The 20,807-nt window shown below is 64.6% G+C and carries 17 protein-coding genes and 1 tRNA gene; 7 read left to right on the forward strand and 11 right to left on the reverse strand.

The genetic code is table 11. From position 1 onward, the window contains the following. Positions 1–48: 48 nt before the first annotated feature. From LT988_RS21000 to LT988_RS21020, 5 genes are all read left to right on the forward strand, one after another. The gene (locus tag LT988_RS21000) at positions 49–3,339 is read left to right on the forward strand and encodes an efflux RND transporter permease subunit (protein ID WP_232407431.1); all 3,291 of its coding nucleotides are present in this window, start codon (positions 49–51) and stop codon (positions 3,337–3,339) included. A gap of 250 nt (positions 3,340–3,589) precedes the next feature. After that, positions 3,590–4,225, forward strand: a complete 636-nt coding sequence (gene lexA / locus LT988_RS21005; protein WP_232407432.1) for a transcriptional repressor LexA — start codon at positions 3,590–3,592, stop codon at positions 4,223–4,225. 102 nt (positions 4,226–4,327) lie between these two features. Next, positions 4,328–4,936 (forward strand): DNA recombination/repair protein RecA, encoded by a 609-nt coding sequence (locus tag LT988_RS21010; protein WP_232407433.1) that lies wholly within the window; start codon positions 4,328–4,330, stop codon positions 4,934–4,936. After that, positions 4,914–6,398 carry a DNA polymerase Y family protein gene (locus LT988_RS21015; RefSeq protein ID WP_232407434.1) on the forward strand — a complete coding sequence of 495 codons (1,485 nt, stop codon included), beginning with the start codon at positions 4,914–4,916 and terminating at the stop codon, positions 6,396–6,398. Before LT988_RS21010 ends, LT988_RS21015 begins: the two co-directional genes overlap by 23 nt. Before the next feature lie 236 nt (positions 6,399–6,634). Further along, a complete protein-coding gene (locus LT988_RS21020; RefSeq protein ID WP_232407435.1) occupies positions 6,635–9,775 on the forward strand; it encodes an error-prone DNA polymerase in 3,141 nt (1,046 codons plus the stop codon). 275 nt (positions 9,776–10,050) lie between these two features. Here LT988_RS21020 and LT988_RS21025 read toward each other — a convergent pair whose 3' ends face one another. Together LT988_RS21025 and LT988_RS21030 are read right to left on the reverse strand one after the other, a co-directional pair. Beyond that, positions 10,051–13,206, reverse strand: coding sequence for an efflux RND transporter permease subunit (locus LT988_RS21025; protein WP_232407436.1), 3,156 nt, complete (start codon positions 13,204–13,206; stop codon positions 10,051–10,053). Between the two features lie 204 nt (positions 13,207–13,410). Then, the gene (locus LT988_RS21030; RefSeq protein WP_232407437.1) at positions 13,411–14,589 is read right to left on the reverse strand and encodes an efflux RND transporter periplasmic adaptor subunit; all 1,179 of its coding nucleotides are present in this window, start codon (positions 14,587–14,589) and stop codon (positions 13,411–13,413) included. A gap of 191 nt (positions 14,590–14,780) precedes the next feature. On the opposite strand from LT988_RS21030, the gene LT988_RS21035 reads away from it, so the two are divergent. Both LT988_RS21035 and LT988_RS21040 read left to right on the forward strand, forming a co-directional pair. After that, complete coding sequence (locus tag LT988_RS21035) at positions 14,781–15,377, forward strand: TetR/AcrR family transcriptional regulator (protein ID WP_232407438.1); 597 nt, start codon at positions 14,781–14,783, stop codon at positions 15,375–15,377. Positions 15,378–15,757: 380 nt separating this feature from the next. Beyond that, positions 15,758–15,834: transfer RNA gene (locus tag LT988_RS21040), tRNA-Met, on the forward strand. Positions 15,835–16,007: 173 nt separating this feature from the next. Here the strand turns inward: LT988_RS21040 and LT988_RS21045 are convergent. From LT988_RS21045 to LT988_RS21080, 9 genes are all read right to left on the reverse strand, one after another. After that, a complete protein-coding gene (locus tag LT988_RS21045; protein ID WP_232407439.1) occupies positions 16,008–16,247 on the reverse strand; it encodes a hypothetical protein in 240 nt (79 codons plus the stop codon). Positions 16,248–16,294: 47 nt separating this feature from the next. After that, a complete protein-coding gene (locus LT988_RS21050) occupies positions 16,295–16,636 on the reverse strand; it encodes a hypothetical protein (protein WP_232407440.1) in 342 nt (113 codons plus the stop codon). A 52-nt stretch (positions 16,637–16,688) separates the two neighbouring features. After that, positions 16,689–16,985, reverse strand: a complete 297-nt coding sequence (locus tag LT988_RS21055) for a hypothetical protein (protein ID WP_232407441.1) — start codon at positions 16,983–16,985, stop codon at positions 16,689–16,691. Between the two features lie 179 nt (positions 16,986–17,164). Beyond that, complete coding sequence (locus LT988_RS21060) at positions 17,165–17,674, reverse strand: BRCT domain-containing protein (protein WP_232407442.1); 510 nt, start codon at positions 17,672–17,674, stop codon at positions 17,165–17,167. 659 nt (positions 17,675–18,333) lie between these two features. Then, positions 18,334–18,489: a hypothetical protein gene (locus LT988_RS21065; RefSeq protein ID WP_232407443.1), complete on the reverse strand. Its 156-nt coding sequence runs from the start codon at positions 18,487–18,489 to the stop codon at positions 18,334–18,336. After that, positions 18,482–18,874, reverse strand: a complete 393-nt coding sequence (locus tag LT988_RS21070; protein ID WP_408648020.1) for a DUF1441 family protein — start codon at positions 18,872–18,874, stop codon at positions 18,482–18,484. Before LT988_RS21070 ends, LT988_RS21065 begins: the two co-directional genes overlap by 8 nt. A 245-nt stretch (positions 18,875–19,119) precedes the next feature. Further along, a complete protein-coding gene (locus tag LT988_RS25625; RefSeq protein ID WP_408648083.1) occupies positions 19,120–19,311 on the reverse strand; it encodes a helix-turn-helix domain-containing protein in 192 nt (63 codons plus the stop codon). Positions 19,312–19,663: 352 nt separating this feature from the next. After that, positions 19,664–20,293: a hypothetical protein gene (locus LT988_RS21075; protein ID WP_232407445.1), complete on the reverse strand. Its 630-nt coding sequence runs from the start codon at positions 20,291–20,293 to the stop codon at positions 19,664–19,666. Continuing rightward, entirely contained in the window at positions 20,283–20,582 is a 300-nt protein-coding gene (locus tag LT988_RS21080; protein ID WP_232407446.1) for a hypothetical protein, read from the reverse strand. The genes LT988_RS21075 and LT988_RS21080 overlap by 11 nt, the downstream gene beginning before the upstream one ends. Positions 20,583–20,807 lie beyond the last annotated feature (225 nt).

Raw genomic sequence — 20,807 nt, forward strand, 5'->3', positions numbered from 1 at the left:
TCGTCTGCGTCGCGATCGCCGCCGGGCCGCCGTCGGGAGTCCGCCGCGATGAAGCAGGTCATCCTCTGGTCGCTGCGCAACCGTCTCCTGGTGCTGCTCTCGGCGGTGCTCCTCACGGCATGGGGCATTGCGGCACTGAAACAGACCCCGTTGGACGCCATCCCGGATCTGTCGGATGTGCAGGTGATCGTGCGCACGACCTTTCCGGGGCAATCGCCTCAGGTGGTCGAGGAACAGGTCACCTATCCCATCACAACGACGATGCTCGCCGTGCCGGGGGCTCGGACGGTACGCGGTTACAGCTTCTTCGGGGACAGCTTCGTCTACATCCTCTTCGAGGACGGCACCGACCTCTATTGGGCGCGCTCGCGCGTCCTGGAGTATCTCAATCAGGCGGCGTCCTCGCTGCCGGACGGCGTGCAGCCGCGGCTTGGACCGGACGCGACCGGCGTGGGCTGGGTCTTCAGCTACGCGTTGGTCGACCGCAGCGGCCGGCATGATCTCTCTCAACTGCGCAGCCTGCAGGATTGGTTCCTCAAGTTCGAGTTGCAGAGCGTGCCCGGCGTGGCCGAGGTCGCGACCGTGGGCGGCATGGTGCGCGAGTATCAGATCGTGGTGGATCCGGAGAAGCTGCGGGCCTTCGGGATTCCGCTCTCGCGCGTCTCCGATGCCGTGCGCGATGCCAATCAGGAGGCCGGCGGCTCGGTGATCGAGCGCGGCGAGGCGGAGTACATGATCCGCACCCGCGGTTATCTCACCGGTGTTGAGGATATCGAGACCATCCCGGTGGAGGTGACCGAGGCCGGAACCCCGGTCCTGCTGCGCGACCTGGCGCGGGTGCAGATCGGGCCCGAGATGCGCCGAGCGGTCGCGGATCTGGACGGGGAGGGCGAGATTACCGGCGGCATCATCGTGATGCGCTACGGCGAGAATGCCCTCTCCACCATCGCTGCAGTCAAGTCAAAGCTCGACGATCTGCGTGCCGGGCTGCCCGAGGGGGTGGAGATCGTCGTGACCTACGATCGTTCCGAGCTGATCCTCTCCGCGGTGGACAACCTCAAGACCAAGCTGATCGAGGAGTTCATCGTGGTGGCCCTGGTCTGTTTGGTCTTCCTGTTCCACCTGCGCTCGGCCTTCGTGGCCATCGTCTCGCTGCCGCTGGGCATTCTCATCGCTTTTATCATCATGAATGCGCAGGGTATCAACGCCAACATCATGTCGCTCGGCGGTATCGCCATCGCGATCGGCACCATGGTGGATGCGGCCATCGTCATGATCGAGAACGCCCACAAACACCTGGAGCGGGCAGGGCCGAATCTGAGCTCCGAGCGGCATTGGCAGGTGATCGGCGAGGCCGCGACCGAGGTGGGGCCGGCGCTCTTCTTCTCGCTGCTGATCGTGACCGTGAGCTTCCTGCCGGTCTTCGCGCTCGAGTCTCAGGAGGGACGTCTGTTCTCGCCGCTGGCCTTCACCAAGACCTACGCCATGGCCGCCGCCGCGGGGCTCGCCGTGACCTTGGTTCCGGTGCTCATGGGGTATCTGATCCGCGGACGGATTCCGCGCGAGGATGCCAATCCGCTGAACCGGCTTCTGATCCGGGTCTATCGTCCCCTGTTGAGCGGCGTCCTGCGCCGTCCCTATCTCGTCATCGGTCTGTCTGTCATGATCCTTTTCAGCACCTTGATCCCGCTGGCCGGTGTGGGCGGTCTTCTGGCGCCGCTGAAATGGCCGTTTCAGGCGGTCGGGCTCGTTGTCGAGGAAGGGCCGCATCGCGACGCCGAGGCGCGCATCGAGGGCTGGCAAGCCGACCTGGCGAGCGCTTGGCAAGCGACCTTCCGCGGGGTGCCGGTCCTGGGCGACTGGCATCTGGGGCTCGGCTCCGAGTTCATGCCCGAGCTCGACGAGGGCGATCTGATGTACATGCCGACGACCTTGCCCGGGATTTCGATCGGCAAGGCCGGTGAGCTGTTGCGGCAGACCGATCGGCTGATCGCGAGTCTTCCGGAGGTCGAGCGGGTCTTCGGCAAGGTCGGCCGGGCCGAGACTGCGACCGATCCGGCTCCGCTAACCATGATCGAGACCCTGATCCAGTTCAAGCCACGCGAGGAGTGGCGCGAGGGGATGACCCTGGACGGACTGATCGCCGAGCTCGATGCGCTGGTCGACGTCCCCGGTTTGGCCAATGCCTGGGTGATGCCGATCAAGACACGCATCGACATGTTGGCCACCGGCATCAAGACCCCGCTCGGCGTGAAGATCTCGGGTCCGGATCTGGCCGAGATCGAGCGCATCGGCGGCGAGGTCGAGCAGGCCTTGATGCAGATCGAGGGGACCGCTTCGGCCTATTCGGAGCGGGCCGCGCAGGGGCGCTACATCGAGATCCGACCGGATCGGGTGGCGGCCGCGCGCGTCGGTCTGAACATCGGCGATATCAACCGGATCGTCGCGGCCGGCTTGGGCGGCGTCACCGTGACCCGGACGGTGGAGGGTTTGGAGCGCTATCCGGTGAGCGTGCGGTTCCCGCGCGAGCAGCGCGACGATCTGCAGAAGCTGCGCGAGCTGCCCATCGTCACCCCGACCGGTGCTCAAATCCCGCTCGGGCAGATCGCCGAGGTGGTGGTCGTGGACGGGGCGGACATGCTGCGCAGCGAGAACGCCCGTCTCAACGGCTGGGTCTTCGTGGACATCCGCGGGCGCGATCTCGGGCGCTATATCGCCGATGCACAAGCCGTGGTGCGCGATCGGGTCGCGCTGCCGCCCGGCTACTCGATCGCCTGGTCCGGCCAGTACGAGTATATGCTGCGCGCACAAGCCAAGCTCATGCAGTTGGTGCCGGTCGCGCTGGCACTCATCTTCCTGCTGCTGTATCTCACCTTCCGCTCGACCGTCGAGGCCCTGCTGGTGATGCTCTCGCTGCCCTTTGCGCTGGTCGGCGGGTTCTGGCTCATCGATCTGCTGGGCTACAACCTCTCGGTGGCGGTGGCCGTCGGGTTCATCGCACTGGCCGGGGTCGCCGCCGAGTTCGGCGTCATCATGCTGGTGTATCTCGACAATGCGGTGAAACAGCGTCGCGAGGAGGGTCGGCTCCGCAACGAGGCCGACCTGGTCGACGCGGTTATCGAAGGCGCGGTCATGCGGATTCGGCCCAAGGCGATGACCGTCGCCACCATCTTCGCCGGTCTGCTGCCGATCATCCTGGGCGCCGGTGTGGGCTCCGAGGTGATGCGACGCATCGCAGCGCCCATGGTCGGCGGCATGATCACCGCACCCTTGCTGAGTCTCTTTGTCATCCCGGCCCTCTTTCTCATCCGACACCGACGGGCGTTTCGCTCCGCATAAACCGCGTCCAGAGCGAGATGCTCACTCTCGGTGGAGCTCGACGTTTGATGCATCCATGGCCCTTTGCGGGGACGCGGTTTAAATATTTATATTTTTTAATAGTTTAAACTGCGCCGACTCCAGCGGTCGTCAAGTCTGCCGGGGCCGATCCCATCCAAAAACATCACATACCGCACCAGGCGCTGTTTAACAGACAAATGTATGCTATAAATCGTTCATGGGATTCCCCGGATGATCGAGGGTCGAGGTGATGGGTCGAACACCGACCGGACGGACGCGCGAGCAGGTGTTCCAGCTCGTGCGCGAGCGGCTCCTGGCCGGCCAACCACCGACCGTGCGGGAGGTCCAGGAGGCGTTTGGCTTTCGGTCCGTGCAGACCGCTCGCGCGCATCTCGAGGCGCTGGTGTCCGAGGGGCGTCTCGACAAGCAGTCGGGTCGAGCACGGGGCTATCGGCTTGCCGATTCGGCGGTGCTCGTGCCGGGCGAAGACCGGATCGCGCCGCCGCGATTGGTCCCCTTGCTCGGACGCGTCACGGCAGGCGCCTTCGGATTGGCGGTCGAGGATCTCGAAGGTTATCTCCCGGTGCAGTCGGACCGCGTCGGCGCGAACGAGGAGCTGTTCGGCCTGCGTGTGCGCGGGGAGAGCATGCGCGACGCCGGCATCCTGCCCGGCGATATCGTCATCGTGTGGCGTCTCCCCAGTGTCGATGACGGCGCGATCGTCGTCGCCCTGGTGGGCGAGGAGGCGACGATCAAGCGTCTGCGGCGACGCGGTGACCGGATCGAGCTGCATCCTGCAAACCCCGATTACGCGGTGATGACGCCGGACCCGGATGCGCTTCAGGTCCTGGGGCGGGTGATCGAGGTGCGGCGTTATCTCGATTGATGGGGCTTCCAACCGCCGGCCTCCAGCCATCAGCCATCAGCCATCAGCCGTCAGCTAACAGCTAACAGCTAACAGCTAACGTCATACGATCGGAGCATCTCGATGAAGGCGGCCTTCTCGGATCTTCAACGCGGGCTCGAGCCGAGCCGGACGCCTGTCTCTTGGGGGCTGGCGACCTTTCGCGGTCGCTTTGCCGAGATCTCGGGCGGGGAGGCGACGGCGGCGCTGACGCTGACCATGAGTCTGGTGGCCGAGGCTCAGCAGTGCGAGGAGCCGGTGGCCTGGGTGACGGGACGCGACAGCGGTTTTTTCCCGCCGGATGTCGCGGCGGTCGGGATCGATCTGAGTGCCTTGGCGGTCGTGTGGGCGCAGGGTGCACTCGAGGCCGCGCGGGCGGCGGACCTGCTGTTGCGCTCGGGTGCCTTCGGTCTCGTCGTGCTCGATCTGGGCACCGACGATGACCTGCCGCTTGCCGCTCAGACACGTCTCGCCGCGCTCGCGAAGAAGCACGAGACGGCGCTCCTGTGCCTGACGCGCAAGGAGCGGGAGCGCCCGTCGCTGGGGTCGCTGATCTCGTTGCGTGCCGATGCGTCGCGCACTGGACGTGCGCCGCCGCTGTTCCGCTGCGAGACGCGCATCCTCAAGGACAAGCGCCAGGGACCGGGTCGGACCTTCGCGGAGCTCTGTCATGGACCGGATGGCCTGTCTTGATCTGCCGGCCTTCCCGCTTCAGCTCCTGCTGCGGCAGCACCCCGAGTGGCGTGGGTATCCGGTCGCCGTCGTCGACAGCGATCAGCCGCGGGGTATCGTCTTGTGGGTCAATGCGCCCGCGCGTGACGCACGCATCCTCTCGGGCATGTCCTTTGCCGCGGCTTTGTCGCTGAGCGGGGATCTGCGCGCCGCCCAGGTTCCCGAGGCGCAGATCGATCGGGCCGTCGCGGCCGTCTCCCGCCGGCTGCGCGAGCACAGCCCGCATGTCGAGCCGTCCGAGGAGGAACCCGGTGTCTTCTGGCTCGATGCGTCCGGGCTCGAGCCGCTTTACGGGTCGCTCGACGCCTGGGCCGCGGGGATCGAGACGGATCTCTCGGCGATCGGCTTGAGCGCCGTCGTGGTCGTCGGCTTTCGCCGCTTCGCGACCTATGCGCTCGCCAAATCCGGACAAGGCGTGCGCGTCCTGCACGAGGCAGAGCAGGAGCAGGGCGCCTTGCAGGATGTGCCCTTGGAGCGGTTGGCGATCGCGCCCGGGATACGGGACGCGCTCGCCAAGCTCGGCGTGCACAGCCTCGGTGAATTTCTCCGGCTGCCGTCCGAGGGTATCCGTCGGCGCTATGGGAAGGCCGCCTTCGACCTGCACCGGATGGCTTCGGGCGAGCTGAATCTCCCGCTGCAGCCCGAGCGTCCCGTCGCGCCGGTGACGGCGCGTCTGATCCTCGATCGGCCCGAGACCGATGTCGAGCGTCTCATGTACCTGATCGAGACGCGGCTGCCGCCCCTTCTGGATGCGCTGGGCGAGCGCGGTCAGGCCCTCGAAGAGTTGCGGCTGCTGTTTCGCTTCGAACGCCTGGGCGAGCACAAGGAGCGCATCCGTCCGGCCGCACCGACCCTGGATGCCCGACAGATCCTGGAGCTGATCCGTCTGCGCTTGTCGGCGGCGCGCCTGCCGGACGGTGTGGAGGAGCTGCATCTGCTGACCCGTGCCGTCAGCCCCGAGCAGCGCCAGCTCGAGCTGCTCGCCGCCCGGCCGCGCCGCGACCTCGAAGCGGCTAACCGTGCACTGGCGCGCGTGCGGGCCGCACTCGGTGATCAGTCGGTGGTGCAGGCACGGCTGAGCTCGGGTCATCTGCCCGAGAACAGCTTCGCGTGGGAGCCCTTGTCCCGACTGGAGCCCGCACGTCCGCGCATGCGTTTGCAGCGGCGTCTGGTACGCCGTCTCTACAGGCGTCCGATCCCCTTGCCGCCGCGCCCGCGTCACGAGCCGGACGGCTGGATGCTCCACGGTTTGGAGCAGGGACCCGTGACGCGCGTATGGGGTCCCTATGTGGTCGCCGGCGGCTGGTGGGTGCGTGCTCTGCACCGTGAATATCACTTCGCCGAGACCCGCAAAGGCGAGCTCTTGTGGGTCTTCTACGATCGGGTGCGTCGCGGTTGGTTCGTGCACGGGCGGGTGGAGTGAACCTGGCGGGACGCACTCCAGTGGCCGATCAACTGCCGGATCTAAACCGCGCCCGCTGCGGTATGCGTCATTTATTGGAATGGATTGGCCGCGCTAGCTCTGACGGCTGCGGAGCTGGCGCGGTTTAAAGTATTAAAAAATATTAAATTTTAAACCGCGTCTCACCAAGATCGAGGACATCTCCAAGGCCAAACGCAAAATGAAAATTACGCATGTCGCTCCGGACGCGGTTTAGGATGGTTCCGCTCTGGTGCAAGAGTCATTTTTCGTTTCTTGAAGGGGCGAGCCATCCCGAGGAGCTTGTCGAGACCTGCGCCGCGCTCGGGCTCGCCGGTCTGGCCCTGACGGATCGCGACGGGGTCTACGGTCTGGTCGAGGCCCATATCAAGGCGCGCGAGCTGGGCGTGCCGCTGATCGCCGGGGCCGAGGTCTCCATCGAGGACGGCTCGACCCTGATCTTGCTGGCGCAGACCCGCGACGGATACGCCAATCTCTGTCGGCTGCTGACCCTGGGCCGGCGCCGTTGCGCCAAGGGCGAGAGTCGGGTCGGCTGGCGCGAGGTCTACGCCCATGCCGGCGACCTGATCGCACTCTGGGGCGGGGAATCCGCCCTGCTGTGCGGAGAGGCCGACCCCTTCTTTATCGCGCACCAGTTGCGCGAGGCCTTCGACGATCGGCTCTATGCCTTGGCGGCGCGCCATCGTCGCGCGGACGAGCCGGGGCGCGAGACGCTTTTGAGACAACGGGCCGCGCGTTATCGGCTGCCGATCGTCGCCGGCAGCGAGGTGCTCTATCACGCGCCGAGCCGACGCGAGCTGCAGGACGTGCTGACCTGCATCCGCCAAGGCATCCGGCTTGCCGAGGCCGGGCGCCGGATCAAGCCCAACGCAGAGCATGCACTCAAGTCCGTTCATGCCTTCGTCAAGCTGTTCGAGGACGACCCGGGCGCCGTCGCTCGCACCCTGGAAATCGCCGAGCGCTGCCGCTTCAACCTGGATGCGCTGCGGTATCGCTATCCCTCGGAACATCTCCCGGATGGCTCGACCTCCTCGCAATGGCTGAGGCGGCTCACGCTCAAGGGCGCGCACGAGCGTTACGGCGCTGTGTTGCCCGAGGCGGTCTCGGCACAGGTGTCGAAGGAGCTGGCGCTGATCGAGGAGCTGGATTACTGCGGATACTTCCTGACCATGTGGGAGATCGTCCGGTTCTGCCGCCGCGAGCAGATCCTCTGCCAGGGCCGCGGCTCGGCGGCCAACTCCGCCGTCTGCTATTGCCTGGGGATCACCGCCGTGGATCCGGTGCGCATGGGACTGCTGTTCGAGCGCTTCCTCTCGCGCGAGCGGGCCGAGCCACCGGACATCGATCTGGATATCGAGCACGCGCGCCGCGAGGAGGTTATTCAGCACGTCTATGCCAAATACGGCCGGGATCACGCGGCGATGGTCGCCAACATCATCCGGTATCGGGTGCGCTCGGCGGTGCGCGACGTGGGCAAGGTGCTGGGTCTCTCCGAGACGTCGCTCGATCGTCTGTCGAAGCTGCTGGCACACTCGGGCGATGCGCTGTCGGGCGAGGTGCTGCGCGAGGCCGGTCTGGATCCCGAGCAGCCGGTGCATCGGCACCTGATCCGGCTCGCGACCGAGATCCTGGATGTGCCGCGTCATCTCTCGATCCATCCGGGCGGTTTTCTGCTGGGACACGAGCCGGTTTCGACCCTGGTCCCGATCGAGAACGCCGCCATGCCTGAGCGGACGGTGATCCAATGGGACAAGGACAGTCTCGAAGCACTGGGGCTGTTCAAGGTCGATCTCTTGGCGCTCGGTGCGCTGCATCAGCTGCATCTCGGCTTCGATCTGATGCGCAGCCATTACGGTCGCGACGAGACCATGGCGAGCATCCCTGCCGAGGACGCGCCGACTTTCGAGATGATCCGCCGGGCCGACACACTCGGCGTCTTCCAGATCGAGAGCCGTGCCCAGATGGCGATGCTCCCGCGTCTGCGGCCGCGGACCTATTACGACCTGGTGATCGAGATCAGTCTCGTGCGTCCCGGTCCCATCACGGGCGGCATGGTGCATCCTTATCTGCGCCGCCGCGCCGGCCAAGAGCCCGTGATCTACCCCCATCCCTGCCTGGCGCCCGTGCTCGAGAAGACACTCGGCGTGCCGCTCTTCCAAGAGCAGGTGATCCGCTTGGCGATGGTGGCCGCCGACTACACGCCCGGCGAGGCCGATCAGCTGCGCCGCGACATGGCCGCCTGGCGCTGCAGCGGTCGGATCGAGCGCCACCACACTCGATTGGTGCAGCGCATGATCGCCAAGGGCATCGACGCCGCCTTTGCCGAGCAGGTGTTCGAGCAGATCCGCGGCTTCGGCGAGTACGGATTCCCCGAGAGCCATGCGGCCAGCTTCGCCCTGATCGCCTACGCCACGGCTTGGATGAAGTGCCGGTTCCCCGATGTCTTTGTCTGCGCCTTGCTCAATGCCCAGCCGATGGGCTTCTACTCGCCCGCGACCATCATCGCGGACGCCAAGCGCCACGGCATCGAGGTGCGTCCGATCGACGTGGTCCGGAGCGCGTGGGACTGTACGCTGGAGTCGGGGCAAGGCGGGACGGGAGCGGAGGCCGATCGGGTCAACGGAGTGGCCGGGCCGGATACGGGGCGCTTCGCCGTGCGAATGGGCGCGCGTTATGTGAAGGGTCTGGCCCGGGCGCAGTGGGAGCGGCTGACGGAGGCGCGGGCGGAGCGTCCCTTCGTGTCCGTCGAGGATCTGGTGCAGCGCTCCGGGCTGAATGCCGGCCTGTCGGCACGCCTGGCCGAGTCGGGGGCCTTGAGTGCCTTGGAGCCGCAGCGCCGCTCGGCCCTATGGCAGGTCGCGGGGGCCGTTCACGAGGAGGATGCACCGCTCGATCCGGGATCCCCGGAACGTGCCGCGGTCTTTGCCGATCTCGATGCCTTCGAGGCTATCGCATGGGATCACCGCACCAGCCTCCACAGCACGCTCGGGCATCCCTTGGCACCCTTGCGCGAGCGGTTGCGTGCGCAGCGTCTACCCGATGCCGCCGCCGTGCGGGCGATGCCGCATGGTCGTCGCACGCGCTACGCCGGTCTGGTGATCTGCCGTCAGCGGCCCGCGACCGCATCGGGCGTCCTCTTCATGACCCTCGAAGACGAGACCGGCTTCGTCAACCTCGTGGTCTGGAACCAGGTGCTCGAACGCTACTCCCGTCTGATCAAGACCACGAACCTGCTCGGCGTCACCGGACGGATCCAGCAACAGGATGGCGTGCCGCACTTGATCGCGGACGCCTTCTGGGACCCGCAGTCGCTGCTGAAGGTCCGACTCGAAGCGACCTACAGCCGTGATTTTCATTGAGGCCGTTAGCCGAGCCGCTTGAGATTCGGGCGATCTCCGTAAGGCCGCATACCCCCTGTGGGTCGGGCTTTAGCCCGATAAGGACGCAGCAGGCTGCGATACCGCGAAGTCGGACTCAAGTCCGACCCACTGTGGGTCGGGCTTTAGCCCGATAAGGACGCTGCAGGATGGCGATACCGATGTGTCGGACTCAAGTCCGACCCACAAGGGATCCTGTTCGTCGTTCGAGGCGATGCGGTGACTCCGGTCTGGGACAAGATCATCAGGAAAGCGCCTTAGGTCTTTACCGGCGTCGCCGTGGGGGCGGCTACCACCGTTTGCCTCGACAGATCCCGAGCCGTGCGCCGATCCAACCGCGACCGAATCGCCACGAAGAAGAGCGGCACAAACAGAACGTTGAGCAGGGTGCCGGCGACGACGCCGCCGAGCACACCCGTGCCGATCGCGTTCTGCGCGCCCGAGCCCGCCCCCGAGCTGATGGCGAGCGGCACCACGCCGAAGCCGAAGGCGAGCGAGGTCATGAGGATCGGCCGCAACCGCATCCGCGCCGCCTCCAGGGCCGCGGCGACCGCGTTCTTGCCGTGCTCCTGAAGCGTTTTGGCGAACTCCACGATGAGGATGGCGTTCTTCGCCGAGAGTCCGATGGTCGCGAGCAATCCGACCTGGAAGTAGATGTCGGCCGGCAGTCCGCGCCAGGTGACGGCGAGCACGGCGCCCAAGACCCCGAGCGGCACCGCCAGGATCACCGCGAAGGGCACCGACCAGCTCTCGTAGAGCGCGGCCAGTGCCAGGAAGACCACCAGCGCCGAGAGCGCATAGAGCAAGGGCGCCTGCGCACCGGCGGCACGCTCCTCGAACGACAGCCCGGTCCATTCCAGACCGATTCCCGGCGGGAGCTTGGTCACCAACGCCTCCACCGCGTCCATGGCCTCGCCCGAGCTCACCCCGGGCGCGGCCTGACCCATCACCTGCGCGGAGGGCAGGCCGTTGTAGCGCTCCAAGCGGGGCGAGCCGTAGACCCAGCTGCCGCTGGCGAAGGCGGAGAAGGGCACCATCTCGCCGTCGGCATTACGCGCATGCCAGTCGTCCAGGTCCTCGGGCAGCATGCGATAGGGCGCGTCCGCCTGGAGATAGACCTTCTTCACGCGCCCCTCGTGGACGAAGTCATCGACATAGGCGCTGCCCCAGGCCGCGGAGAGCGCGGTATTGATGTCCGCGAGCGAGAGCCCGAGTGCGCCGGCCTTGGTGCGGTCGATCTCGACCTTGAACTGCGCCTCGTCCTCCCGTCCGTTGGGTCGGACCGCAGCGAGCGCGGGATCGGCGTTTGCCATCCCGAGGAACTGGCCGCGCGCGGCCATCAGGGCCTCGTGACCCACCCCGGCGCGGTCCTGAAGCTGGGCGTCCCAGCCCGTGCCGGTGCCGAGCTCGATGACGGCCGGCGGCACGAAGGCAAAGACCTGCGCATCGCGGATCTGCGAGAACGCCTGCATCGCCTGCCCGGCGACCGCCTTGACCTTGAGGTCCGGTCGGTCGCGCTCGTCCCAGTCCTTCATGCGCACGAATCCGAACGCCATGTTCTGACCCTGTCCGGCGAAGCTGAAGCCGGCCACGGTGATGAGCTCCTGGACCGCCTCGGACTCGTCTTCGAGAAAATGGCGCTCGACCTCGCGCATCACCTCCAGCGTGCGCTCGCGTGTTGCACCCGCGGGCAGCATCACCTGCATGATGAGGATGCCTTGGTCCTCGTCCGGCAGAAAGGCGGTCGGCAGGCGCGCATAGGACAGGCCCAAGCCGGCGACGAGCATGAGATAGACCACAAGGAACAGCTTGCGCCGTCCCAGGATGCCCTTCACGCCCTTGATGTAGCCGCCGGTACCGCGGTTGAAATTGCGGTTGAACCAGCCGAAGAAGCCGCGTCGCTCGCCCTGATGTCCAGGCTTGAGCAGCGTCGCCGCCAAGGCCGGGCTCAGGGTCAGGGCGACCACCACCGACAGCAGCATGGCCGAGACGATGGTGACGGAGAACTGCCGGTAGATGACCCCGGTCGAGCCGCCGAAGAAGGCCATGGGTACGAACACGGCGGACAGTACCAGGGCGATGCCGATCAGGGCCCCGGTGATCTGATCCATGGAGCGGCGTGTGGCCTCCTTGGGCGGCAGACCCTCCTCGTGCATGACACGCTCGACGTTCTCGACGACCACGATGGCGTCGTCCACCAGCAGACCGATCGCCAGCACCATCGCGAACAGGGTCAGGGTGTTGATCGAATAGCCGAAGGCCGCCAGCACGCCGAAGGTTCCGAGCAGAACGACCGGCACGGCGAGCGTCGGGATCAGGGTCGCGCGCAGGTTCTGCAGGAACAGATACATGACCAGGAAGACCAGGATCACCGCCTCGATCAGGGTCTTGATCACCTCGCCGATGGAGATCTGCACGAAGGGTGTGGTGTCGTACGGGAACACCGCCTCGACCCCGGCCGGGAAGAAGGGCGCGAGCTCATCGAGCCGCGCACGGACGGCGGCGGCGGTCTCCAGTGCATTGGCCCCGGTCGCGAGGCGGATCGCCATGCCGGCGGCCGGGCTGCCGTTGTGGAAGGCGGCGGTGGTGTAGCTCTCGCTGCCCAGCTCGATGCGCGCGACGTCGCGCAGATAGACCGTCGAGCCGTCGGCCGCGGTGCGCAGCCGGATGGCGCCGAACGCCTCGGGTGTGTTGAGACGGCTCTGTACGTTCACGGTCGCATTCAGCCGTTGGCCGGGTTCGGCCGGGACGGCGCCGAGCTGGCCGGCAGAGATCTGGGCGTTCTCGGCCTTGATGGCGGTTGCGACGTCGGTCGGTGTCAGACCGAACTGATTGAGCCGGTTCGGGTCGAGCCAGATCCGCATCGCATACTGGGCACCGAAGAGCGTGATCTCGCCGACGCCGGGGACACGGCTGAGCGGATCCTTGACCAAGCTGGCCATGTAGTCGCTCATGTCCGCGCTCTCGAGCCGCCCGTCACGCGAGACGAAAGCGACGACCATCATGAAGTTACGCACCGATTTGGCGACCTGCAGCCCTTGCTGGGTCACCTCGGCGGGCAAGAGTGCCGTGGCCGTCTGCAACTTGTTCTGGACCTGCATCTGGGCGACGTCGGCATTCGTGCCGTTCTCGAAGGTCAGGGTCACGGTCGCGATCCCGGTCGACTCGCTCGTCGAGGACATGTAGCGCAGCCCGTCGAGCCCGTTCATCTGCTGCTCGATGACCTGGGTCACGGAGTCCTGCAGTGTCTGTGCCGAGGCACCCGGATAGTTGGCGGTGATGGAAATCGCCGGCGGCGCGATGCTCGGATACTGGGAGACCGGAAGGGTCAGAATCGACAGCACCCCGGCAAGCATGATGACGATCGCGATGACCCAGGCGAAGACGGGGCGATCGATGAAAAAACGGGCCATGGGGTTGGAGTCCTTGGTTCGGGAGTGGGGGGTTGCGGGGGGAATGGTGCGAGCAGCCCTCGGCTCTTGGGTCTGGGCTATCAGCTATCAGCTATCAGCTATCAGCTATCAGCCGTTGGCCCGGGGCCATCCGCCGGCACATTTCGTCTGAAAGCTCATAGCTGATGGCTGATGGCTGATAGCTGACAGCTAACCGCTGACAGCTCACCTCACCGCTGCGAAGCCCGGCTGATCGCCGAGGTCCGTCACCCGGACCTGCGTGCCCGGCCGGGCCTTCTGGCTGCCCTCGACGATGACGCGATCGCCCGGTTCGAGCCCGGCGTCCACCAGCCAGTGATCGCCGATGGTGCGCGTCGTCTCGATCTTGCGCTCCTCCACCGTGCCCTCGTCGTTCACGACCAAGGCGATCGGGTTGCCGCGACGGTCGTGTTGGACACCCTGTTGCGGAACCAGGATGGCGTCCGGGCGGATGCCTTCCTCCACCCGAGCGCGGACGAACATCCCCGGCAGAAGCTCTTGCTCGGGGTTCGGGATGGTGGCGCGCAGCGTGACCGTACCGGTTCCCTGATCGACCGTGACCTCGGAGGATTCGAGGCGTCCGGCATGCGGATGGATCCTGCCGTCCTCCAGGATGAGCGTCACCTTCGCCTGCTCGCCCTCCGGTCTCTCCAGGCCGCCGTCGGCCAAGGCGCGGCGCAGCTTGAGCAACTGGGTGCTGGATTGGGTGAGGTCGACGTAAATGGGATCGATCTGCTGCACCGTCGCCAGCTCCTCGGCCTGGTTGGCCGTCACCAGGGCACCTTGCGTGACCCGCGAACGTCCGATTCGTCCGGCAATCGGCGACGCGACCCGACTGTAGGCGAGATCGATCCGCGCGCGCTCCAAAGCGGCCTGATCGACAGCGACACTGGCCGCGGCCTCTTTGAGCGCCGCCTGGGTATCGTCGTTGTCCTCCTGGCTGACCGCCTTGGACTTGGCGAGAAGCGCATAGCGATCGGCCTTCAGCCGCGCCCGATCCAAGGTCGCCTGCGAGCGCGCCAGCGCGGCCTCGGCGCTGTCGTAAGCCGCCTGGTAGACGGCCGGGTCGATTTGATAAAGCACTTGGCCCGCGCTGATCTCGCCGCCTTCGGTGAAGAGCCGTTCCTGGATGAGGCCGCTGACGCGTGGTCGCACCTCCGCGATCCGATAAGGTACGGTGCGGCCGGGAAGCTCCGTCGTCAGCGTGGTCGGGCGGGCGACAATCGTGACCGTGCCGACCTCGGGCGGCGGAGGTGCCGCGGGCGCGGCATTGCCGGCAGGCGTCTGATTGCATCCGGCGAGGAGCAGTGCGATGCCGATCGGCAAGGCGAGGGCGATGCCGATCTGACGGCGGGCGGATCCCATGAGATACCTCGAAGTGCGGTGTCGACCGTTGACTGTTGTAGAGTGAACGTTCATTCTAGTTCGTGACCGAACTTTAGACCGGCGAGTCGACGAGGTCAAGGTGTCAGGTGGCGTGCGCGGTTCGAGCCGTTGCGGCGCCGTCATCAAAGAGCGCCCGCGCGACGGCGCGAACAGGCAGCGGAGGAGGCAGAATGCAGGGGTCGGATCGAGAGCAGGAACCCAACCGCGGTCAGGCGAGGCGCCAACAGATCCTCGATGCGGCGGCCGCCTGTTTCGTGCGCGAGGGGTTTCACGGGACCAGCATCGCGAAGATCTCGAAGGTGGCCGGGATGAGTCCGGGCCACATCTATCACTTCTTCGAGAGCAAGGAGGCCATCATCGGCGCCTTGGTGCAGCGTAAGTTGGAACGCTCGCTCGAGATGGTCCTGCAATTCGAGAGCGAAGACGACCTCTTTCAGGCGATGATCGACCGGGTCGAGTTGGGCCTGAACGAGAAGACCGACCTGGACACCGCTGCACTGGAGATGGAGATCCTCGCCGAGGCCGCCCGCAATCCGGCCGTCGCCGAGATCGTCCGCACGGCCGACGCCGCCAAGCGCGAGCGACTCTGCGCACTGCATCGCGCCGCCCGGAAAGCCCGTGGAATGGAGGTCGAGGATGCCGCCGCGTCGATCGAGGTCATCATGGCCCTCTTCGACGGGCTGTCGGGTCGCGCCATCAGCCACCCCGATCTCGACAAGGCGGCCTTGCTGCCGCTGCTGCGGACCGCCTTGCGCACGCTCCTTTAACCTAGATCCGGCAGTTGACCGCTTCGTGCTTCATGCAAGGTCTAGACGGCCTTAACGATCGCACTTGTCGAATGGCTCACCGGTTGGGTGAAGGCCGCTACGACCCCTGGAGCACGCCCCGAGCGGCGCCCGACTGCGTTGCAACGCGTTGTCGTAGAACCACTACGCCGCCTCGTTGCGCCTTGCCGGACACCGCGCGGGACGCACTCCAGGGGCCGTTCAACTGCCGGATCTAGGTTTAAGGCTTGGTCCGTCCGGCCGATGTATCGAGCTGAGGCGCCATTCGTCGGAACCGCTTCGGGCGAACCTCCGGATCTCCGAAGAGGACTTCGGGAGGTTGACGGCATCGCGCCCGAAACGTATGATCTCACGTCTTGTTTGGCTACGTAGCTCAGTTGGTTAGAGCATCGCACTCATAATGCGAGGGTCCCCTGTTCGAGTCAGGGCGTAGCCACCACAAAAACAAAGTAAAACAGCCGCTTACTAGAGCGGCTTTTTTGTTTTCAGCGTTCGCGAAAAGTTCGTAGTCATCTGGGCTACATCTGGGCTACACCGCACACACTAGACGGAAGGACAAAAAAACCCGCCAAGCGGCGGGCCGAATTCGCGTTACCGAAACGCCTATCTGCGTCAGACCAGGACGGCGACCCCGAAGGCGTCGGGGCCGTCCGGGTTGGCGAGGTGTCCGCAGTCGAACCCCTCGCCCTCGGGTGCGATCCGATAGCCCATCTCGGACACCAGCAGGACCGCAGACCTCCAATCGAGCGCGGATCCGATCCGCTGCAGATCGCCCATGTTGCCCTCCGCGTCGAACGGGACCACAACCACGTCGCGCCGGGTGCCGTCCAGATAGGATTGATCGTTGCTCATGCTCCTTGCTCCTTGAGGTTGTGCCCGGACGAGCCGGGCGGGCGTGGTTAGTTTAGAGACTCCACACTGATGACCAACGTGCGCGGGTTGTTGTCGTCGCCGAATCCTAGGACAACCTCGTTGCTGGATGACTCGGGAACACTGGGCCAGCGCAACCCATCCGAGCCAAAGGTGTCAGGATCGAAGTATATCGGCTCGGCTCCAATAAACATGACAGGAATCAATCGGCGCAGAACAGCATCGACAGCGGCTTGATGCGCGTCCGCCGATTCGAGTTCGGCCGTTTCGGTGTGCGGATCGACGTAGTCATCCCACGGGTCGACCCCGCCATATCCGGGATAGCTGGCGGTTACGCGAAATGACTTCATTTCGATCTGTTGTGGTTTCATGCTCCTTGCTCCTTGCTCCTTGCGTTGCGCCCGGACGAGCCGGGCGGTTGGGTCAGTGTCTCGTGCCATCCATGTCGAACTCATCCACGAAGACGTGAGCATCCCACATGTCGAGTCCGGCCTCTGTCACGGTCACGGTCCAATCCTCGGCATTGCAAGGGATCCCGGTCGGATGGGTCGGCCTTATGATCTCGATCCAGCCCAATCTCTCAAGTTGGTCGAGAACATCGGGCTCAGTCGTTTCGGTGAAGTGGGGGCCGGCTTCGTCGCGGGTGCACAGGTCCACCAGTGCGCGGACAAGTGCGTCCAAGCGGTCGTTTAGGTCGCCTTCGATGTATCGCTCGGTCATGCTGTCGCCTCCATCGGTTTGGGATAACCAAGTTCCTTGAGTGCCGCGGAGAGTTCATCACCATTGATGGGCTCGATCTTGGCGCAGCCCTTGAGCTTGGCGCTGGCACCGCGTTGAAAATCAGCTCTAGGTTTCGCGCGCAGTGTGGGGTCGGCGCTGAGTCAAGTGTTGGCCATACCTTATGCTTCTTCTGGTATCTCGCCTGTCTTAAGCATCTCTCTAAATTGTAGTTCGCTCATTACGACCACACCTTGATGCCGAGACTTCTCGATCTTTTTGGGGCCGGCGTTGTAACCGCAGCAAAGAAACGCTAGGTTTGATGTAACGGCTGAGCGCACCACCATATCAAAGGAATTTGCCAGAGCGATCAAATCTTCTTTATCGTCTTTCTTGAACCCCGTAAAACAGACTTCCGGAGCGCCATCTAGGTTAGGCGCGCGACGGCGAATATAGGCGCTGCTAGTCAATGGCTGCGGGTTTATCGAGAGATAGTGCTCTAGTTTGGTGTTGATGTTTTCATCGTCTACAGCATCGTCAAGAATTCTGTCTTTTCGGAATGTTCTTAACGCATTAGACGAAGTACATACACCCTGAATGTACTGCTCTGATTCAGAAACATTGATAACTTTTCGTGCAGTTATCGATCCTTTTGCGTCTTGGTAGATGAAAAGTCTGACTCCTCTAGACATGCCTTCCTCCATTTTTGAACGTTTATGGCTAACGTGGCCTTCAGTCGCGAGCCAAGCGGTCTCGACTCCGCGTGCACCCAGTCAGTCACCGACACAAACCCTTCAGCTCGCATGCGTTCACGGCATTCAGCCATGCGAACATGGGTAGGTTTGCCCTTCTCGGTATCGGTAGCGTGTGACATAGGTAGAGCATCGACGCCAGAACACGGTTTGCACAATCGCCTGATCCGATTCCTTGGCGATCGGCGATAGGCGCCGATCCGATGCCGATCCGATTGCGCCAATGGTCGCGCCACGTCAGCAGCAGTGCGCCTTCGATGCCGTACACGCTCCAACAGCCCGGCCGATGGATCGACAACGCCTATCAGGCGCGGATTTTGCGCCTACTGCGGATCAGCATGTTGGGCGATTAAAGCAAAGGTTGCGCCCGATAGGCTGCGACGATAAAGAGGCTCGGGCATGGGGTTTGCTTAGGGGCTCGCCCCAAGTTTGGGGCCGGCTCCCTGTTGGGGTTTGAGTGCCGGTGGTGGTCGACCTGCAGGATCATCTCGACGCGCTTCGATTATGACGCTCCACGCGGGCCTGTCGGCACGCCGATGCACTCGCCAGCCGAGCCGGTGCCGCGGGCTCTGCGGGGCGCTGATGCGACGTGGTAGGGCTTACGGGTTGGAGTCGGGAGACTGGATCAGATCCAGTTGCGCACGAAGATCGTCCATGTCGATTTCGGGTGCTGCGGCGATCTCCGCGGCGAGCGATTCGACCATGCCGGCAGGGATTTTGAGCAGATCGGCTAGGGCTTCCAGGTCTTCACTCATGAGCGGCGCCGGTGCCCTCAACGATCTGGCGATAAAGACTTTCGCGCATTCGATCGACCACGGCGATAACGCGCTCGACTGCGGCGCCATCGATACCGGCGTCTCGCTCAAGCAAGTCAGGCAAACTTTCGAGCCCGGTCGCGATCGGCTTGATCGTCTCGGACAGGACGCGCTCGAAATCGGCTGCGGTAATCAGCTCTCCGCGGACCTTCCCGAGCTGCGTTTCCGCCAGATCCGCCCGAGCTGCGTCGAGTCTGGCTCGTTCACGCTGCGGGTCGAGCGTGCCGGGCTCGGTGGCTGCGTCGGGCTTGGGAGTGAACCGCCACTCGGCGACGGCGAGTAGGTCAAACTGCCACGGGCGCCCCGAGTCGCCTCGCTCGATCACCGGGCATCCGCCGTTTCGGGTCCAGGTGTCGACGGTCGGCAAACTGACGCCGAAAAACGCGGCGACGCCAGAACGGTTGGCGATTCGCGACGGATGCGGGGTTGTTTTCACTTATGCGGTTATAAAATCAAGTTATGAGGTGAGAAAACGATAGCGCCCCGAGCTGCGCGAAACCTGCGGTATACAGGTTCCGGCACAGGACCCGGAACGTGTACGACACACGCAACACCCTGAACCGTAAGCACTTATAGCCATCTGCTCTGGCGTCTGCGTATCGTAGAAGTCGAGCATCCGACGCGACGCGCCACGTCTTCCAGGCTCTCCCCTTTCGCCAGCAGCTCTCGGGCCTCACGGTCTCGATGCTCTCGGTCAATCGCCTGGATGTAATACTCGGCGCCTCCCCATCGGTGCCGGACCTCCGCGACCGCAGCGGTCACGGCGGCTTCGGCCAACCCGAGACGGATACAGGTTTGCTTCGTGTCGGTCAAAATGTCTTCGGCCAATGCACAGACCTCGACAGGTGGTGTGAGGTTGCCGGTCGGCGCCTCGCGTTATTCCCAAGCCCCGCCATTCGGTGGCGCGACACTGAGACTATCGAAGCCCCGCAACATCGAACAAAGCAGCGTTGCGGCGCTGCTGCGGTTTAGGGTGTGTTCCAGCTCGTCCAGCTCGTCACGCTCGCTCGCGCAAAGCTCGGGCTCGTGACGCAGAAGCCGTACATACCTCTCGGCGTCTGCGATCAAGCGGCCTGGATCCCTCACGAATCGCGGCGCGTGCTCGGTCATCGTTTCACGCGGCCATGTCTTCGTTGCGGATCCAACCATGACTGGTCCACTGGTAAGCATCCTCTCCACTCGGCGCCTTCTCTGCGGGTGTGGTGTCAACGGTGACGCCAGCGGCCTCGAGTGCGCTGGTGAGATCCGCAATCTCGCCTCGCAACAGATCCGCTTGCGCGTCCAGCTCTTGGACCTTGGCCCGACGCGCGGCGACCGGGAGACCCGCATCCGCGGAAGGTTTGACGCTGCTGAGCTTGAGCATCGCATCGGCGATCGTTTCGGCTGGCAAGATCGCGCACAGCAGATCAATCGAGACCTTGCCGCCGGGCACGCCATACAGCGCTGCATCTGAGCCGTGCGCAGTCTCGGCGCTGGCGGCTTGCTTGTGCAGCTCTTTCAGCAATTGGTCGACCTCCGCTTGAGCCTCGATCGCGCGGCGCCGGATGTTGGCAACCAGGATGCCCCGGACATCTTCAGGTGCGGTCGGCGCACTCAAGATCCGCTCGCGCTCGGCGAGCACGCTATCCAAGCGTGCACGGGTTTCGGCGAGTCGATCGCGGGCGCTGCTGATTTGCGCTTGAACCTCTTTCGCCATTTGGGCGAGGCTCGACGGGGATGCTGCGGGCACTTGCTTAGCTGGCATGGCGATAGACTCCGGTGAATTGATCCATGATGCGCTGCTGCGCTTCGGCGACCTGTTGCTTGCGCTTATCGTCTTCGCGGGCCTGGATAAAGCCGACTCTCACGGCTTCATTGATTCGGCGCTGCGACTCGGAGATAACCGGCGCCGGGGTTTGTTCGGGCTCATCTTTCGCGCGTGCGAGGTTCAACGGCGCTAGGTCGCCACGGCGAAGCGGTCCAGGCCAATTGCAAGCCTGCTCCGACTGCTCACCGAAAAAGACGGCGCGATTCATAAAACGTGGAACTTTCATTATTCGGTCCTCGGGTGGTGGTCAATACGGGTTTCGCGGCGGATCTGGTCAATCTCTTTGCGGTAATCAAACCATCCGCTTGCACGTCGCGTCGGCGGATTGGGTTTCTGCAATACGCAGCGGTGACACTCCGGGTCGGTCAATCGATCCTCATACCGGCATATCTCGCGGGTGTCGTTCGTCGTGCGGTGGCAGCTCTTTAGAGGCATGACGCCCCCGTCGCTC

Origin of the sequence: Thiocapsa bogorovii (assembly GCF_021228795.1) — a bacterium.
In the GTDB taxonomy this organism is placed as follows: domain Bacteria; phylum Pseudomonadota; class Gammaproteobacteria; order Chromatiales; family Chromatiaceae; genus Thiocapsa; species Thiocapsa bogorovii.

Coding starts and splice junctions, on each gene's coding strand:
- LT988_RS21000 (WP_232407431.1), top strand. CDS start 49: ATGAAGCAGGTCATCCTCTGGTCGCTGCGCAACCGTCTCCTGGTGCTG.
- lexA (WP_232407432.1), top strand. CDS start 3,590: ATGGGTCGAACACCGACCGGACGGACGCGCGAGCAGGTGTTCCAGCTC.
- LT988_RS21010 (WP_232407433.1), top strand. CDS start 4,328: ATGAAGGCGGCCTTCTCGGATCTTCAACGCGGGCTCGAGCCGAGCCGG.
- LT988_RS21015 (WP_232407434.1), top strand. CDS start 4,914: ATGGACCGGATGGCCTGTCTTGATCTGCCGGCCTTCCCGCTTCAGCTC.
- LT988_RS21020 (WP_232407435.1), top strand. CDS start 6,635: ATGGTTCCGCTCTGGTGCAAGAGTCATTTTTCGTTTCTTGAAGGGGCG.
- LT988_RS21025 (WP_232407436.1), bottom strand. CDS start 13,206: ATGGCCCGTTTTTTCATCGATCGCCCCGTCTTCGCCTGGGTCATCGCG.
- LT988_RS21030 (WP_232407437.1), bottom strand. CDS start 14,589: ATGGGATCCGCCCGCCGTCAGATCGGCATCGCCCTCGCCTTGCCGATC.
- LT988_RS21035 (WP_232407438.1), top strand. CDS start 14,781: ATGCAGGGGTCGGATCGAGAGCAGGAACCCAACCGCGGTCAGGCGAGG.
- LT988_RS21045 (WP_232407439.1), bottom strand. CDS start 16,247: ATGAGCAACGATCAATCCTATCTGGACGGCACCCGGCGCGACGTGGTT.
- LT988_RS21050 (WP_232407440.1), bottom strand. CDS start 16,636: ATGAAACCACAACAGATCGAAATGAAGTCATTTCGCGTAACCGCCAGC.
- LT988_RS21055 (WP_232407441.1), bottom strand. CDS start 16,985: ATGACCGAGCGATACATCGAAGGCGACCTAAACGACCGCTTGGACGCA.
- LT988_RS21060 (WP_232407442.1), bottom strand. CDS start 17,674: ATGTCTAGAGGAGTCAGACTTTTCATCTACCAAGACGCAAAAGGATCG.
- LT988_RS21065 (WP_232407443.1), bottom strand. CDS start 18,489: ATGAGTGAAGACCTGGAAGCCCTAGCCGATCTGCTCAAAATCCCTGCC.
- LT988_RS21075 (WP_232407445.1), bottom strand. CDS start 20,293: ATGCCAGCTAAGCAAGTGCCCGCAGCATCCCCGTCGAGCCTCGCCCAA.
- LT988_RS21080 (WP_232407446.1), bottom strand. CDS start 20,582: ATGAAAGTTCCACGTTTTATGAATCGCGCCGTCTTTTTCGGTGAGCAG.